12 protein-coding genes and 1 other annotated feature are annotated in these 16,241 nt (G+C 55.8%); all 12 genes read left to right on the forward strand.

Annotation, left to right across the window (positions count from 1 at the left end):
- Window positions 1-59 precede the first annotated feature (59 nt).
- The 12 genes from rplA to rpsJ all read left to right on the forward strand — a co-directional run bounded on the left by rplA (window position 60) and on the right by rpsJ (window position 16,234).
- Window positions 60-752: a 50S ribosomal protein L1 gene (gene rplA / locus CIC07_RS03250; RefSeq protein ID WP_076360213.1), complete on the forward strand. Its 693-nt coding sequence runs from the start codon at window positions 60-62 to the stop codon at window positions 750-752.
- Between the two features lie 13 nt (window positions 753-765).
- Window positions 766-901: a sequence feature (ribosomal protein L10 leader region), on the forward strand.
- Between the two features lie 64 nt (window positions 902-965).
- On the forward strand, window positions 966-1,469 hold the full coding sequence (gene rplJ, locus CIC07_RS03255; RefSeq protein WP_076360215.1) for a 50S ribosomal protein L10: 504 nt from the start codon (window positions 966-968) through the stop codon (window positions 1,467-1,469).
- A gap of 121 nt (window positions 1,470-1,590) precedes the next feature.
- Window positions 1,591-1,953, forward strand: coding sequence for a 50S ribosomal protein L7/L12 (gene rplL, locus CIC07_RS03260; protein WP_076360217.1), 363 nt, complete (start codon window positions 1,591-1,593; stop codon window positions 1,951-1,953).
- A gap of 90 nt (window positions 1,954-2,043) precedes the next feature.
- Window positions 2,044-2,652, forward strand: coding sequence for a class I SAM-dependent methyltransferase (locus tag CIC07_RS03265; RefSeq protein ID WP_076360219.1), 609 nt, complete (start codon window positions 2,044-2,046; stop codon window positions 2,650-2,652).
- A gap of 639 nt (window positions 2,653-3,291) precedes the next feature.
- Window positions 3,292-6,837 (forward strand): DNA-directed RNA polymerase subunit beta, encoded by a 3,546-nt coding sequence (gene rpoB, locus CIC07_RS03270; protein ID WP_076360221.1) that lies wholly within the window; start codon window positions 3,292-3,294, stop codon window positions 6,835-6,837.
- 35 nt (window positions 6,838-6,872) lie between these two features.
- A complete protein-coding gene (gene rpoC, locus CIC07_RS03275) occupies window positions 6,873-10,502 on the forward strand; it encodes a DNA-directed RNA polymerase subunit beta' (RefSeq protein ID WP_076360223.1) in 3,630 nt (1,209 codons plus the stop codon).
- Between the two features lie 201 nt (window positions 10,503-10,703).
- Window positions 10,704-10,934, forward strand: a complete 231-nt coding sequence (locus CIC07_RS03280) for a ribosomal L7Ae/L30e/S12e/Gadd45 family protein (RefSeq protein WP_076360225.1) — start codon at window positions 10,704-10,706, stop codon at window positions 10,932-10,934.
- Between the two features lie 159 nt (window positions 10,935-11,093).
- Window positions 11,094-11,513 carry a 30S ribosomal protein S12 gene (gene rpsL / locus CIC07_RS03285; protein WP_048743621.1) on the forward strand — a complete coding sequence of 140 codons (420 nt, stop codon included), beginning with the start codon at window positions 11,094-11,096 and terminating at the stop codon, window positions 11,511-11,513.
- 53 nt (window positions 11,514-11,566) lie between these two features.
- Window positions 11,567-12,037 (forward strand): 30S ribosomal protein S7, encoded by a 471-nt coding sequence (gene rpsG, locus CIC07_RS03290; RefSeq protein WP_048743619.1) that lies wholly within the window; start codon window positions 11,567-11,569, stop codon window positions 12,035-12,037.
- A gap of 35 nt (window positions 12,038-12,072) precedes the next feature.
- Window positions 12,073-14,148 carry an elongation factor G gene (fusA, locus tag CIC07_RS03295; RefSeq protein ID WP_076360227.1) on the forward strand — a complete coding sequence of 692 codons (2,076 nt, stop codon included), beginning with the start codon at window positions 12,073-12,075 and terminating at the stop codon, window positions 14,146-14,148.
- Window positions 14,149-14,245: 97 nt separating this feature from the next.
- Window positions 14,246-15,436 carry an elongation factor Tu gene (gene tuf, locus CIC07_RS03300; protein WP_021878333.1) on the forward strand — a complete coding sequence of 397 codons (1,191 nt, stop codon included), beginning with the start codon at window positions 14,246-14,248 and terminating at the stop codon, window positions 15,434-15,436.
- 489 nt (window positions 15,437-15,925) lie between these two features.
- Window positions 15,926-16,234, forward strand: a complete 309-nt coding sequence (gene rpsJ, locus CIC07_RS03305) for a 30S ribosomal protein S10 (protein WP_017692074.1) — start codon at window positions 15,926-15,928, stop codon at window positions 16,232-16,234.
- Window positions 16,235-16,241 lie beyond the last annotated feature (7 nt).

The raw sequence follows: 16,241 nt of genomic DNA on the forward strand, positions 1-16,241 counted from the left end.
TGGGAGGGACGGCTGTACGTCAGGCGTTCCGCTACACACCACATAAGGAGGAACTCTTCATGGCAAAGCATGGCAAGAAATACGTTGAAGCCGCTAAGCTGATCGACAGCGAAGCGACTTACGAGCCGTCTGAAGCAATCGAGCTCGTGAAAAAAGCAGCAACCGCCAAATTCGACGAATCCGTCGAAGTGGCTGTCCGTCTGGGCGTTGACCCGCGGAAACAAGACCAAGCCGTTCGCGGTGTCGTTGTACTCCCGCACGGTACGGGCAAAACAAAGCGCGTCCTCGTATTCGCCAAAGGCGACAAAGCGAAGGAAGCCGAAGCTGCAGGCGCTGACTTCGTCGGCGATGCGGACATGATCAACAAAATTCAACAAGGCTGGTTCGAATTCGATGTCTGCGTGGCTACGCCTGACATGATGGCTGAAGTCGGCAAGCTCGGACGTATCCTCGGCGGCAAAGGCCTCATGCCTAACCCTAAAGCCGGCACGGTAACGTTCGACGTGACGAAGGCTGTTCAGGAGATCAAAGCCGGCAAGATCGAATACCGTCTTGACCGTGCAGGTCAAATCCATGCACCGATCGGCAAAGTGTCGTTCGACGCCGAGAAGCTGGCTGAGAACCTCAAGTCGCTGATCGACGCTCTGAACCGTGCCAAACCGGCATCGGCCAAAGGGGTTTACCTGAAAAACATCGCTGTATCTTCCACGATGGGACCTGGCGCTCGCGTCAACGTTTCCACGTTCCGCTAAGAGCTGCGATTCTAACTTCAGAACACGCATACCTAAGACAGTAGGCGCCTTCGGGCTTAATTCCCTACCGAGGTGTTATGATATACGTTTCCCGTAAACGGACAATCATGGCCTTCGCTGTCTTGGCGGAGGCCTTTATTCATGCACCGGCAGGTTGAAGGTAAACCGTTCTAAAGGATGCAACGGATATCCACATCGGGAGGTGTAAACAAAATGGCAAACGTAAAAGTTATCGAATCCAAGCAGCAGCAGGTGGAAGAAATCGCCGCCAAGCTGAAAGCAAGCACGACGACGGTTGTAGCTGACTACCGTGGACTGAACGTGGCTCAAGTAACGGAACTGCGCAGGCAGCTTCGCGAAGCAGGCATCGAATTCCAGGTTCTCAAAAACTCCCTCGTTCGCCGCGCGTCCGAATCCGCCGAGCTCTCCGCTCTGACGGAAGTTCTCGCGGGTCCGACGGCTATCGCCTTCGGCGCGGACGACGTCGTAGCTCCTGCAAAAATCATCTCCGACTTCGCCAAGAAAAATGACGCCCTGAAAGTAAAAGGCGGCATCCTCGAAGGCCAAGTCGTAGACGCAGCCCAAATCAAGGCGCTGGCAGACCTGCCATCCCGCGACGGCCTGCTCTCCATGCTCCTCAGCGTCCTCCAGGCTCCTATGCGCAACTTCGCGCTGGCGGTCAAAGCCGTGGCGGAAAAGCAAGAAGCAGAAGCTTAAGAACGATTTTCCTCCGTCCGGCGGCCTTGCGGCTGCCGGCAGGAATTGCTTGATCCTTGCGCCGGCATAGTCCGGCATCCCATCACCACCAAAAAAACTTATACCCAATGGAGGTTCAACCATGAGCAACGAACAAATCTTGGAAGCCATTAAAGGCATGAACGTTCTGGAACTGAACGATCTCGTTAAAGCAATCGAAGAAGAATTCGGCGTAACGGCTGCTGCACCTACGGTTGTAGCTGCTGGCGGCGGCGCTGCTGAAGTTGAAGAGCAATCCGAATTCGACGTTATCCTTATGAGCGCTGGCGCTTCCAAAATCAACGTCATCAAAGTCGTTCGCGAGCTGACAGGTCTTGGCCTGAAAGAAGCGAAAGAAGTTGTCGACAACGCTCCAAAAGCAATCAAAGAAAAAGTAGCTAAAGAAGAAGCAGACGCTATCAAAGCTAAGCTTGAAGAAGCAGGCGCAGCTGTAGAAGTGAAATAAGCTTTCTCCTAAAAGCTTGAGAACCCCTTGGAGCCTCGCGGTTCCAAGGGGTTCTCTCTATGAGGAGGCATATCCGGAAGGAGGGACATGATGTCGGACCACTACTATTCCCGTACGCCGGGAACGCAGCAGAACCGGCAAAAGCACGAGACGGAGCTGAGAGGCTTCCGGTTTCAGTTCATGACGGACAACGGAGTCTTTTCCAAAAGCGGAATCGATTACGGCAGCCGTTTCCTCATCGAGGAAATGGAGATCGGCGAGGCTGACCGCGTGCTCGATGTCGGCTGCGGCTATGGACCGATCGGACTGACGGCAGCAAGGCTGGCGCCGCAAGGTCAGGTTGTCATGCTGGATATCAATGAGCGAGCCGTAGAGCTGGCAGGAGAGAATGCGAAGCTGAATGGAATCGCCAATATACGCATCCAGCAGAGCGATCTGTTCGAGAAGGCAGGCGGCGAGCCGTTTGATGTGATCTTGACGAATCCGCCGATTCGGGCAGGCAAAGCGACGGTTCACCGAATCTTCGAGGAAGGGCATTCGTTGCTGAAGCCCGGCGGCAGCATGTGGGTGGTCATCCAAAAGAAGCAGGGGGCTCCTTCCGCCGAAGCCAAGCTGCTGCAGCTGTTCGGCCGTGTCAAGGAAGTCGGCAAGGATAAAGGGTTCCGGATATTCAAGGCGATCCGTTCGGTCGAGAATTAGCCGGCTGGCCAGAAACGGAGCAGTGCCTGCAATGAATGTCGCCTGCAGCGGCGGAGTAACGGAATGATCCTGCAAAAGCGCGGGGAGGTCGCCTTGCCGCCGGATTCCAACCTATTGAGCCGTAATGGAAGGAATCTGGCGACAACAGCGATTGGACGGTTATCGGTATGCGAAGCGCTGGAAGAACGGCCGATCGACATGAAGGGCAAGCTTTCGCTTTGGCTAGAGACTAAATTCTCATTTTTGTTGACTCGCCTTTGTCGATGTGCTATTATTATGAAATGTCAGCATTAAAATAGGCGGAATCTCTTTAGTCCGCTAAAATGTCAAGAATTATTTATTTGATGCGCAATGCATACAAAATTGGTTTTTGACGTATAATGTTTAGATTTTGGGCAAAATTACATGATAGGAGACCATGTCTTCCCTATGGTTCGTCCATGCGGGGGAGGCCGAGGTTTCAGACCGGAAGTATGCTCTTTTTTCGAAACCACTTCGATAAGGGCTTTTCTTTATTTACCACCATGGGATTGAGGCTCAAACCGGCCGGCCCGAAGGTAACCGGCTGAGGTCTGGCTAGGTCATGTTTCATGAGTGCGCTTATCACGCTGAGAAGCAGACATGAGGGGTGAGGTTAAGTTGGCAGGACAACTTGTTCAGTATGGTCGACGCACGCGCAGGAGCTATAACCGGATTCACGAAGTGCTCGAAGTCCCGAACTTGATTGAAATCCAACAAAAGTCTTATGAGAAGTTTCTGGAGAGCGATCTCCTGGAGTTGTTCCAGGATATTTCTCCGATTCAGGACTTCACGGGGAATCTTTCGTTGGAATTCATCGATTATAGCCTGGGAGAGCCTAAGTATTCCGTCGACGAGTCGAAAGAGCGCGACGTTACGTATGCAGCGCCGCTTCGCGTTAAGGTAAGGCTCCTTAACAAGGAAACGGGCGAGGTTAAGGAACAGGAAGTGTTCATGGGCGATTTTCCGCTGATGACCGAGACCGGCACCTTCATCATCAATGGTGCGGAACGCGTTATCGTCAGCCAATTGGTACGCTCCCCCAGCGTGTACTTCAGCACCAAGGTCGACAAAAACGGCAAGCGCACATACACGGCCACTGTCATTCCTAACCGCGGTGCTTGGCTGGAGCTGGAGACGGATGCCAAGGATATCATCTACGTGCGCATCGACCGTACCCGGAAGATTCCGGTAACGGTGCTTCTTCGCGCCCTTGGATTCGGCAGCGATGCCGAAATCTTGGACTTGCTCGGACAGGACGAGTACATCAAGAACACGCTGGACAAGGATAACACCGACTCCACGGAAAAAGCCCTGATCGAAATCTACGAGCGCCTGCGTCCAGGCGAGCCGCCTACGCTTGACAATGCGAAGAGCTTGCTCGTCGCGCGCTTCTTCGACCCTAAACGTTATGATCTGGCCAATGTAGGCCGTTACAAGATCAATAAAAAGCTCCACATCAAAAACCGTCTGTTCAACCAGCGTCTGGCTGAAACTCTCGTGGACAACGAGACGGGCGAAATTCTGGCCGAAGCCGGCCAGATGATCGACCGCCGCCTGCTGGATGAGCTGCTTCCATTCCTGGAAAAGCAGCTGAACAGCAAAACGTATCACGTCGCCAACGGCGTTCTGGATGCAGATAGTATCCCACTGCAGACGGTGAGCGTATTCGCTCCCAACGAAGATGGCAAAATCATCAAGGTCATTTCCAATGACGTCATCGACAAGTCGGTCAAACATATCACGCCGGCCGACATCATTGCGTCGATCAACTACTTCATCAACCTACTGCACGGCGTAGGCAGCACGGACGACATCGACCATCTGGGCAACCGCCGCCTGCGTTCCGTAGGCGAGCTGCTGCAGAACCAGTTCCGGATCGGCCTCTCCCGCATGGAGCGCGTCGTCCGCGAGCGCATGTCGATCCAGGACGCCAACGCGATCACGCCGCAGGCACTGATCAACATCCGTCCGGTCATCGCGTCCATCAAGGAGTTCTTCGGCTCCTCCCAGCTGTCGCAGTTCATGGACCAGACGAACCCTCTGGCCGAGCTGACGCACAAACGCCGTCTGTCCGCACTCGGACCCGGCGGTCTGACCCGGGAACGCGCCGGCATGGAAGTCCGAGACGTCCATCACTCCCACTATGGGCGGATGTGTCCGATCGAGACGCCTGAGGGACCGAACATCGGTCTGATCAACTCCTTGTCCAGCTTCGCCCGCATCAACGAGTACGGCTTCATCGAAGCTCCGTACCGCTGGGTGGATCCGAAGACCGCTATCGTCACGGAGCAGATCGCTTACCTGACCGCGGATGAGGAAGACAACTACGTCATCGCACAGGCAAACGCCCTCCTGACGGAAGACAGCAAGTTCGTCGACGATCAGGTCGTCGTGCGCTACAACAAGCAGGCCGACAACATCCTGACGATGCCGACCGAGCGCGTCGACTACATGGACGTATCGCCGAAGCAGGTCGTATCCGTCGCGACGGCTCTCATTCCGTTCCTCGAGAACGATGACTCCAACCGCGCGCTCATGGGATCCAACATGCAGCGGCAAGCGGTGCCTCTGCTCATTCCGAAGGCGCCTCTTGTCGGCACCGGCATGGAGCACAAGTCCGCGAAGGATTCCGGCGTCTGCATCGTCGCCAAGCATGACGGCATCATCGAGCGCTCCTCGGCCAACGAGATTTGGCTGCGCCGCGTCGAGATGGTGGACGGCAAGCAGGTCACGGGAGATCTCGTGAAGCACAAGCTGCACAAGTTCATGCGCTCCAACCAAGGCACTTGCATCAACCAGCGTCCGCTGGCGCGCAAGGGCGACGTCGTCAAGAAGGGCGATATCCTCGCCGACGGTCCTTCGACCGAGCAGGGCGAGCTGGCTCTGGGCCGCAACGTCGTCGTTGCCTTCATGACCTGGGAAGGCTACAACTACGAGGATGCCATCCTGCTCAGCGAGAAGCTTGTGAAGGAAGACGTGTACACGTCCATCCACATTGAGGAATACGAGTCCGAAGCCCGCGACACGAAGCTCGGACCTGAAGAAATCACGCGCGACATCCCGAATGTCGGCGAAGAAGCGCTCAAGAACCTCGACGAGCGCGGCATCATCCGCGTCGGCGCCGAGATCAGCGCCGGGGACATCCTCGTCGGCAAAGTAACGCCTAAGGGCGTAACGGAGCTGACGGCGGAAGAGCGCCTGCTGCACGCCATCTTCGGCGAAAAAGCGCGCGAAGTGCGCGACACGAGCCTGCGCGTGCCTCACGGCACGGACGGCATCGTCGTCGACGTCAAAGTGTTCACCCGCGAGAACGGCGACGAGCTGCCTCCTGGCGTGAACCAGCTGGTCCGCGTCTACATCGCCCAGAAGCGTAAAATCTCCGAAGGCGACAAAATGGCCGGACGCCACGGCAACAAGGGCGTCATCGCCCGCATCCTGCCGGAAGAGGATATGCCTTTCCTGCCGGACGGAACGCCTGTAGAAGTCGTTCTTAACCCGCTGGGCGTACCTTCCCGGATGAACATCGGCCAGGTGCTTGAGGTCCATCTCGGCATGGCCTGCAAGCGTCTGGGCATCCACGCCGCTACGCCGGTATTCGACGGAGCGCGCGAGTACGACGTGTTCGACACGATGGAAGAATCGGGCATGCAGCGCAACGGCAAGACGGTTCTGTATGACGGACGCACGGGCGAGACGTTCGAGCGCGAAGTCACCGTCGGCGTCATGTACATGATCAAGCTGGCGCACATGGTCGACGACAAGATCCACGCCCGTTCCACGGGTCCATACTCGCTCGTGACGCAGCAGCCTCTCGGCGGCAAAGCCCAGTTCGGCGGCCAGCGCTTCGGCGAGATGGAAGTATGGGCGCTCGAGGCCTATGGCGCGGCTTACACCCTCCAGGAGATCCTGACGGTCAAATCCGACGACGTGGTCGGCCGGGTGAAGACGTACGAATCGATCGTGAAGGGCGAGAACGTGCCGGAGCCGGGCGTTCCGGAGTCGTTCAAGGTCTTGATCAAAGAGCTGCAGTCTCTCGGCATGGACGTCAAAATCCTGAACGAGGACGAAAACGAGATCGAAATGAAGGAAATCGACGACGAGGACGAAGGCACCAGCGACAAGCTGAACCTCAACCTGGAAGGCGCCGAAGCTGGCGCGGAATAAGCCTAAGCCATACTTGAACTAAGGAGGGTTGCTCCTTGTTGGATGTGAACAACTTCGAGTACATGAAGATCGGCCTTGCATCGCCGGAGAAGATTCGCTCTTGGTCCCGCGGAGAAGTCAAGAAGCCGGAGACCATTAACTATAGGACGCTCAAGCCGGAGAAGGAAGGGCTCTTCTGCGAGAAGATCTTTGGCCCGACCAAGGATTGGGAATGCCACTGCGGCAAGTACAAGCGCGTCCGCTACAAAGGCGTCGTCTGCGACCGCTGCGGCGTTGAAGTCACCCGCGCCAAAGTGCGCCGCGAGCGCATGGGACACATCGAGCTTGCCGCTCCTGTCTCCCATATCTGGTACTTCAAAGGAATTCCTAGCCGGATGGGGCTGGCTCTCGACATGTCGCCCCGCTCGCTCGAGGAAATCATCTACTTTGCAAGCTATGTCGTGACGGATCCGGGCGAAACCCCGCTGGAGAAAAAGCAGCTTCTGTCCGAGAAGGAATACCGCAGCTACCGTGAAAAATACGGCTATGGATTCCAAGCCGGCATGGGCGCCGAAGCCGTCAAGAAGCTGCTTCAGGACATCGACGTCGAGCGCGAGCTGGATCAGCTCAAGGAAGAGCTGCGCACGGCCCAAGGCCAGCGCCGCAACCGCGCCATCAAGCGTCTCGAGGTCATCGAGGCGTTCCGCCATTCCGGCAACAAGCCGGATTGGATGATTCTCGATGTGCTCCCGGTCATTCCGCCGGAGCTTCGTCCGATGGTCCAGCTGGACGGCGGACGCTTCGCGACCTCCGACCTCAACGACCTGTACCGCCGCGTCATCAACCGCAACAACCGTCTGAAGCGCCTGCTCGATCTCGGCGCTCCCGACATCATCGTGCAGAACGAGAAGCGCATGCTGCAGGAAGCCGTCGATGCCCTCATCGACAACGGCCGCCGCGGCCGCCCGGTTACGGGTCCCGGCAACCGTCCCCTGAAATCCCTCAGCCATATGCTGAAGGGCAAGCAGGGCCGCTTCCGCCAGAACCTTCTCGGCAAGCGCGTCGACTACTCCGGCCGTTCCGTTATCGTTGTCGGACCGAGCCTGAAGATGTACCAATGCGGCCTTCCGAAGGAAATGGCGCTGGAGCTCTTCAAGCCGTTCGTCATGAAGGAACTGGTCAACAAAGGGCTCGCCCACAACATCAAGAGCGCCAAGCGCAAGGTCGAGCGCGTCAGCGCCGAGGTTTGGGACGTTCTTGAAGAAGTCATCAAGGAGCATCCGGTTCTCTTGAACCGTGCCCCTACGCTTCACAGACTCGGCATCCAGGCTTTCGAGCCGATCCTTGTCGAAGGACGCGCCATCAAGCTTCACCCGCTCGTATGTACGGCCTACAACGCCGACTTCGACGGCGACCAGATGGCCGTCCACGTCCCGCTGTCCGCGGAAGCGCAGGCGGAAGCCCGCCTTCTCATGCTGGCGGCAGGCAACATCCTCAACCCTAAGGACGGCAAGCCGGTCGTAACTCCGTCCCAGGATATGGTCCTCGGCTCCTTCTATCTGACGATGGACAACAAGGAAGCCCAAGGATCCGGCTCTGTCTTCGGCTCCGTCAACGAAGCCGTTTCCGCTTACCAGCGGGGCATCGTGTCGCTGCATGCGCGCATCTTCATTCCGGCGAAGGTCCTCAAGAAGGATGCCTTCACGGATCAGCAGAACAGCTCGCTCATCTCGACGACGGTCGGCAAAGTCATCTTCAACGAGATCTTCCCGAGCTCGTTCCCTTACATCAACGAGGCTACCAAGACCAACCTGATGGATGGAACGCCGGATAAATATTTCGTGTACGAAAAAGGCGCGGACCTGAACTCCTTCCTGGACAACGTGCCGCAAATGGGCGCTGTCGGCAAGGAATACCTCGGTCTTCTGATCGCGGAATGCTTCCGCCAGTACCACACGACCAAGACGTCGGTCATCCTTGACAAGATCAAGGAGCTCGGATTCACGTACTCGACCCGCGCGGGCATCACGGTTGCCGTCTCCGACGTCATCGTGCCGCCGGAGAAGGAAGAAATCCTGAAGCAATCCGACGAGAAGGTCAAAGTCGTCACGAACCAGTACCGTCGCGGCCTGATCACCAACGAAGAACGTTATGACCGCGTCATCGAGATCTGGAGCAAGACCAAAGACCAGATCACCGAAATCCTCATGAAATCGATGGACCGCTACAATTCCATCATGCTCATGGTGGACTCCAAAGCGCGGGGTAACAAATCGCAGATCACCCAGCTGGGCGGCATGCGGGGTCTGATGGCCAACCCATCCGGCCGCATCATCGAGCTCCCGATCAAGTCGAACTTCCGTGAAGGCCTGACGGTACTCGAGTACTACATCTCGACTCACGGCGCGCGTAAAGGTCTTGCCGATACCGCCCTCCGTACAGCCGACTCCGGTTACCTGACCCGCCGTCTCGTCGACGTCGCCCAGGACGTTATCGTCCGCGAGGACGATTGCGGCACGGACAAAGGCATCATGGTCGCCAAGATTCAGGACGGCAAGGAAGTCATCGAGGATCTGTACGACCGTATCGAGGGCCGCTATTCCTTCGAGACGATCCGTCATCCGCAGACGGGAGAAGTCATCGTTGCCCGCAACGAGCTCATCGACGCCGAGAAGGCCGATGCGATCGTCGATGCAGGCGTAGAGAAGCTTCAGATCCGTTCCGTACTGAGCTGCCGCGCCCGTCACGGCGTCTGCAAGATCTGCTACGGCCGCAACCTGGCGACCGGCAAGCATGTAGAGATCGGCGAAGCCGTAGGCATCATCGCGGCCCAATCGATCGGCGAGCCGGGAACCCAGCTCACCATGCGTACGTTCCATACCGGCGGCGTTGCCGGCGACGACATCACGCAAGGTCTGCCGCGTATCCAGGAGCTCTTCGAGGCGCGTAACCCTAAAGGCCAAGCGATCATCAGCGAACTGGACGGCGTCGTGAAGAGCATCCGCGAAACGAAGGACCGCCGTGAGATCGAAGTTCAAGGCGAAGCCGAGTCCAAAGTGTATCCGGTCAGCTACGGTTCCCGGATCCGCGTCATCGAAGGCCAGCATCTGGAAGCCGGCGACGAGCTGACAGACGGCTCCATCGATCCGAAGGAAATGCTGCGCATCAAAGGCATCCGCGGGGTACAGAACTACATCCTGCAGGAAGTTCAGCGCGTATACCGGAACCAAGGCGTAGAAATCAACGACAAGCACGTCGAAGTCATGATCAAGCAGATGCTCCGCAAAATCCGCATCGTCGATGCCGGCGACACGAAGCTTCTGCCTGGCGCGTTTGTCGATGTGCATGAATACGAAGCAGCCAACCGCGAGGTGCTTCTGTCCGGCCGCGAGCCGGCAGTCGCCAAGCCGGTCCTGCTCGGCATCACCAAGGCTTCCCTGGAGACGGATTCCTTCCTTTCCGCGGCATCCTTCCAGGAAACGACCCGCGTCCTGACCGACGCTGCCATCAAAGGCAAGGTCGACCAGCTGCTCGGCCTCAAGGAGAACGTCATCATCGGCAAGCTGATCCCTGCCGGTACGGGCATGAACCGTTACCGCAGCATCCGCTTCGTCGGCCAAGAGGACGAACTCGAGACCGTAGCTGCGGAAGCCGAGCTCAGCGAGACGGTTCCGGTCGAATCCTGATTCGACGGGCCTTGCGACACCGCTCAACATCAGCAGCTGCCCGGCCTTCGGGCGGCTGCTCTTTTATGGGCGCGCTCTTTGGGACGGAATATCTTTCGAGCAAATGGACAAGCCCATCTTGACATGGGGATAAGTCTAGTGCTACTATATCGAAGTGTGCCTGTGAGTGGATTTCTGTGCTTAAGCAAGGATGGTGAATCCATGGCTTACAAGATTGGCACGAAACAGACGACCAAGACCGTTGAATTAGGCAAGGCGATTCACGTCTATGTAGCCAGAGACGCTGATGACAGGCTGACCGGCGCTATCGTCGAGTTATGCGGAAGAATGAGCGTGCCAGTGACTTGGACGGAGACGATGACCGATCTCGGAGAGCAATGCGGGATTGACGTCGGAGCCGCGATGGCGGCAATGGTTGGAGATGAAGAGTAGGACGTTGTTTTTGCCGGTAAGGTTCGGATTTTTCCGCTCAATACGTCAGGCAAAAACTTTTGTTTGTCCAAAGATGAACCGCCTGGATCTGTGGGCTTAAATAATGAGCGTCAATCAGTTCAGCGTTTCATGAATTATGGGAAGGGGGTGGCAACCGACATGCCAACAATTAACCAACTGGTCCGCAAGGGCCGTCAAGCAAAAGTGGTCAAGTCCAAATCGCCAGCACTGCAGCGGGGATTCAATGCCCTGAAGCGTGAGGCAACGGAAATCAGCGCTCCGCAAAAACGCGGTGTCTGCACTCGCGTAGGCACGATGACTCCGAAGAAGCCTAACTCCGCACTTCGCAAATACGCTCGTGTTCGTCTGACGAACCGCGTAGAGGTTACGGCTTACATTCCGGGTATCGGACACAACCTGCAAGAGCACAGCGTCGTTCTGATTCGCGGCGGACGTGTAAAAGACCTTCCGGGCGTACGTTACCATATCGTTCGCGGTGCATTGGATACGGCTGGCGTCAACAACCGTATGCAAGCTCGTTCCAAATATGGCGCTAAGCGTCCTAAAGTTAAAAAGTAAGACTTTTATAAACTTCAACTTATTAGATACTGAGGGAAAGGGGGACTTGCTACATGCCACGTAAAGGTCCTGTAACAAAACGCGACGTACTGCCGGATCCTATTTACAACAGCAAGCTCGTTACACGTCTCATCAACCGCATCATGATCGACGGCAAGCGCGGCGTTGCCGCAACGCTGCTGTATGATGCCTTCAAACTGATTCAAGAGCGCTCCGGTAAAGATCCAATGGAAGTGTTCGAAGCAGCCCTGAAGAACATCATGCCTGTACTGGAAGTTAAAGCCCGCCGTGTAGGCGGCGCCAACTACCAGGTGCCGATCGAAGTTAAACCTGAGCGCCGTACCGCGCTTGGTCTCCGTTGGCTCGTGAACTACTCGCGTAACCGCGGGGAGAAAACGATGGAAGAGCGTCTTGCAGCTGAAATTCTCGACGCTTCCAACAACACTGGCGCTTCCGTTAAAAAACGCGAAGACACGCACAAAATGGCGGAAGCCAACAAAGCATTCGCTCACTACCGCTGGTAGGATTCTAGCAGTACAATTTGAAGGGAGACATTCCAATGGCAAGAGAGTTCTCCTTGGCAAATACGCGCAACATCGGGATTATGGCGCATATCGATGCGGGTAAAACCACCACGACCGAACGGATCCTGTTCTACACAGGCCGTACCCACAAAATCGGCGAAGTGCACGAAGGTGCGGCGACGATGGACTGGATGGAGCAAGAGCAGGAGCGCGGCATCACGATCACGTCTGCCGCGACGACCGCTCAGTGGAAGGGCAACCGCATCAATATCATCGACACCCCGGGACACGTTGACTTCACCGTTGAAGTTGAACGTTCCCTGCGCGTATTGGACGGGGCAGTTGGTGTTTTCAGTGCAAAGGAAGGCGTTGAGCCTCAGTCCGAAACTGTATGGCGCCAGGCTGACCGCTACAACGTTCCCCGGATTGCTTACATCAACAAAATGGACATCATCGGCGCTGACTTCCTGAATGTCATCAAAGACATGCGCGATCGTCTGCAAGCCAATGCTGTCGCGATTCAACTGCCGATTGGCGCCGAGAATGATTTTGTCGGCGTAATCGATCTCGTTGAACGTGTTGCCTACAAATACAAAGACGACCTCGGGAAAGATCCTGAGCAAGTCGAGATCCCTGCCGAGCTGGCTGAGCAAGCCGAAGAGCTCCGCGCAGAGCTGGTCGAGAAAGTGGCCGAGCTGGACGAAGAACTCATGATGAAGTATCTGGAAGGCGAAGAAATCACCATTCCAGAACTCAAAGCGGCGCTCCGCAAGGGCGTTGTCGAAGTGAAGATCTTCCCGGTCATCGCCGGCTCCTCGTACCGCAACAAAGGCGTGCAAATGATGCTGGATGCAGTCGTTGACTATCTGCCGGCTCCAATCGACGTTCCTGCAATCAAGGGTACCCTTGAGGATGGAACGGAGACGACCCGCGAATCTTCCGACGAAGCGCCGTTCTCGGCTCTCGCATTCAAAATCATGACGGATCCTTTCGTCGGCAAGCTGACCTTCTTCCGCGTTTACTCCGGCGTGCTGAACTCCGGTTCTTACGTTGTGAACGCAACGAAGGGCAAGCGCGAGCGGGTCGGACGTATTCTTCAAATGCATGCCAACAGCCGTCAAGAGATCAGTTCGGTTTACTCCGGCGACATCGCCGCTGCAGTAGGCCTTAAGGATACAACGACTGGCGATACGCTGTGCGATGAGAAGAATCCGGTCATCCTCGAATCCATGAACTTCCCTGAGCCGGTTATCCAACTCGCGGTCGAGCCTAAGACCAAGGCTGACCAAGACAAGATGGGTATCGCTCTGCAGAAGCTCTCGGAAGAGGATCCGACGTTCCGTGCTCATACGGACGAAGAAACGGGACAAACGATCATCGCAGGCATGGGTGAGCTTCACCTTGAAATCCTCGTTGACCGCATGCTCCGCGAATTCAAAGTAGAGACGAACGTCGGCAAGCCGCAAGTAGCTTACCGTGAGACCTTCCGTCAAGCGGCTAAGGTCGAAGGCAAATTCGTTCGCCAATCCGGCGGACGCGGCCAGTTCGGCCACGTGTGGATCGAATTCGAGCCACTCGAGCCGGGCAGCGGTTTTGTCTTCGAGAACAAAGTCGTCGGTGGCGTCGTACCTCGTGAATTCATCGGCCCGACTCAAGCGGGTATCGAAGAGTCCATGAAGAATGGTGTCGTAGCCGGCTTCCCGCTGGTCGACATCAAAGCTACGATCGTCGACGGATCCTATCATGACGTCGACTCCTCGGAGATGGCGTTCAAGATCGCAGGCTCCATGGCCCTCAAAGCCGCGAAAGACAAGTGTAAGCCTGTCATTCTCGAGCCGATCATGAAGGTCGAAGTCACGATTCCTGAAGAGTACATGGGCGACGTCATGGGCATGCTGAACTCCCGTCGCGGACGCATCGAAGGCATGGATTCGCGCGCAGGCGCGCAAATCGTTCGTGCCAAGGTGCCTCTCGCCGAGATGTTCGGATACTCCACGACACTTCGTTCCGGTACCCAAGGTCGCGGCGTGTTCTCCATGGAACTCTCGCACTACGAAGAAGTTCCGAAATCGATCCAAGAAGAGATTGTTTCCAAGAGCAAATCGGAGTAATCTCTATATAGGTTCGCTGTGACAGGCGAAGAGCCGCTTGCGGCGTTCGTCTGTCACCTAACATAAACTTTCCTGACCTTAAGGAGGATTAAGTTCAATGGCAAAAGCTAAATTTGAACGTAATAAACCGCACGTTAACATCGGTACGATCGGTCACGTCGACCATGGTAAAACGACGCTGACGGCTGCCATCACGACTGTTCTTTCCAAAAAATACGGCGGCGTAGCTACGGCTTTCGACCAAATCGACAAAGCTCCAGAAGAGCGCGAGCGCGGTATCACGATCTCCACGGCTCACGTCGAGTACGAAACGCCTAACCGTCACTATGCACACGTTGACTGCCCAGGCCACGCCGACTATGTTAAAAACATGATCACCGGCGCAGCTCAAATGGACGGCGCGATCCTGGTTGTATCCGCAGCTGACGGCCCTATGCCGCAAACGCGCGAGCACATCCTGCTCTCCCGCCAAGTAGGCGTGCCTTACATCGTCGTATTCCTGAACAAATGCGACATGGTTGAAGACGAAGAGCTCCTCGAGCTGGTTGAAATGGAAGTTCGCGACCTTCTTAACGAGTATGAGTTCCCAGGCGACGACACTCCAATCATCCGCGGCGCTGCTCGTGAAGCTCTGCAAAACCCAGACGGTCCTTGGGCTGACAAAATCATCGAGCTCTTCGAGCAAGTTGATACGTACATCCCGACTCCTGAGCGCGACACGGCTAAGCCTTTCCTTATGCCTGTCGAGGACGTGTTCACGATCACGGGCCGTGGTACGGTTGCAACTGGCCGTATCGACCGTGGCGTAGTCAAAGTCTCCGATGAAGTTGAAATCATCGGTCTGGCTGAAGAATCCCGCAAATCCGTCGTTACGGGCGTGGAAATGTTCCGCAAGCTGATGGACTCCGCTCAAGCGGGCGACAACATCGGCGCACTGCTTCGCGGTGTTGACCGTAAAGACATCGAGCGTGGACAAGTTCTGGCTAAACCGGGTTCGGTAAAGCCGCACACGAACTTCACGGCTCAAATCTACGTCCTGACTAAAGAAGAGGGCGGACGTCACAAGCCTTTCTTCACAGGCTACCGTCCACAGTTCTACTTCCGTACAACGGACGTAACGGGCATCATCAACCTGCCTGAAGGTACGGAAATGGTTATGCCTGGCGACAACATCACGGTTACCGTTGAACTGATCGCTCCAATCGCTATCGAAGAAGGAACTCGCTTCTCGATCCGCGAAGGCGGCCGTACGGTAGGCGCTGGCGCCGTAGCATCCATCCAAAAATAAGGATCCTGCAGCATTAGCTGCGGACCGGACAAGCCCCCGCTTCGGCGGGGGCTTTTTTGTATTCCAGAATCGATCCAGCGCTTGGTTGAAGGCAAAAGAATTTGGGATGAGGCGGATGAGCTTCCCTCACCTATAAGACCATAAAAAGCATGTTTATTCGGCATCTCTATTTATATAGAAGAAACTCATTCTAACTTCTCCCTTCCAGAAAGGAATACAATCTTCCGAAAGCTCGAATACGTGCTGAGCGGTCAACGAAAAAACGGCCTTTAGAAGGCTTTTTAGAGCAAAAGAAGGAAACATGAGCTCGAGCCTATTTACATGTTGCATTAGCATGTGTGACGTGATAAAATATTGTCTGTTGGTCTGTGACGTTGCGATGATGCGGGAGGTTGCTGACACACCCGGCTCCTTTGCCATGGAGCATGTGTAAGGAGTTCACGCGGAGTATGTCCGATACTAAATTGGGCGATAGAAGGAGGGACTTATATGGCAAAGCAAAAGATTCGTATTCGCTTGAAAGCATACGATCACCGCATTCTTGATCAGTCTGCAGAGAAAATCGTTGAAACTGCAAAACGTTCCGGGGCAGGCGTTTCCGGTCCGATTCCGCTTCCGACGGAAAAGCAAATCATCACCATTCTCCGTGCAGTACACAAGTACAAGGATTCGCGCGAGCAATTCGAACAGCGTACGCATAAGCGTCTGATCGATATTGTGAACCCGACTCCGCAAACGGTCGATGCTCTGATGCGCCTGGACCTGCCGTCCGGTGTAGATATCGAAATCAAACTGTAAGTTATCC

The sequence above is a fragment of the Paenibacillus sp. RUD330 genome (genome assembly GCF_002243345.2).
Taxonomy (GTDB): domain Bacteria; phylum Bacillota; class Bacilli; order Paenibacillales; family Paenibacillaceae; genus Paenibacillus_O.

Coding starts and splice junctions, on each gene's coding strand:
- rplA (WP_076360213.1), top strand. CDS start 60: ATGGCAAAGCATGGCAAGAAATACGTTGAAGCCGCTAAGCTGATCGAC.
- rplJ (WP_076360215.1), top strand. CDS start 966: ATGGCAAACGTAAAAGTTATCGAATCCAAGCAGCAGCAGGTGGAAGAA.
- rplL (WP_076360217.1), top strand. CDS start 1,591: ATGAGCAACGAACAAATCTTGGAAGCCATTAAAGGCATGAACGTTCTG.
- CIC07_RS03265 (WP_076360219.1), top strand. CDS start 2,044: ATGTCGGACCACTACTATTCCCGTACGCCGGGAACGCAGCAGAACCGG.
- CIC07_RS03280 (WP_076360225.1), top strand. CDS start 10,704: ATGGCTTACAAGATTGGCACGAAACAGACGACCAAGACCGTTGAATTA.
- rpsL (WP_048743621.1), top strand. CDS start 11,094: ATGCCAACAATTAACCAACTGGTCCGCAAGGGCCGTCAAGCAAAAGTG.
- rpsG (WP_048743619.1), top strand. CDS start 11,567: ATGCCACGTAAAGGTCCTGTAACAAAACGCGACGTACTGCCGGATCCT.
- fusA (WP_076360227.1), top strand. CDS start 12,073: ATGGCAAGAGAGTTCTCCTTGGCAAATACGCGCAACATCGGGATTATG.
- tuf (WP_021878333.1), top strand. CDS start 14,246: ATGGCAAAAGCTAAATTTGAACGTAATAAACCGCACGTTAACATCGGT.
- rpsJ (WP_017692074.1), top strand. CDS start 15,926: ATGGCAAAGCAAAAGATTCGTATTCGCTTGAAAGCATACGATCACCGC.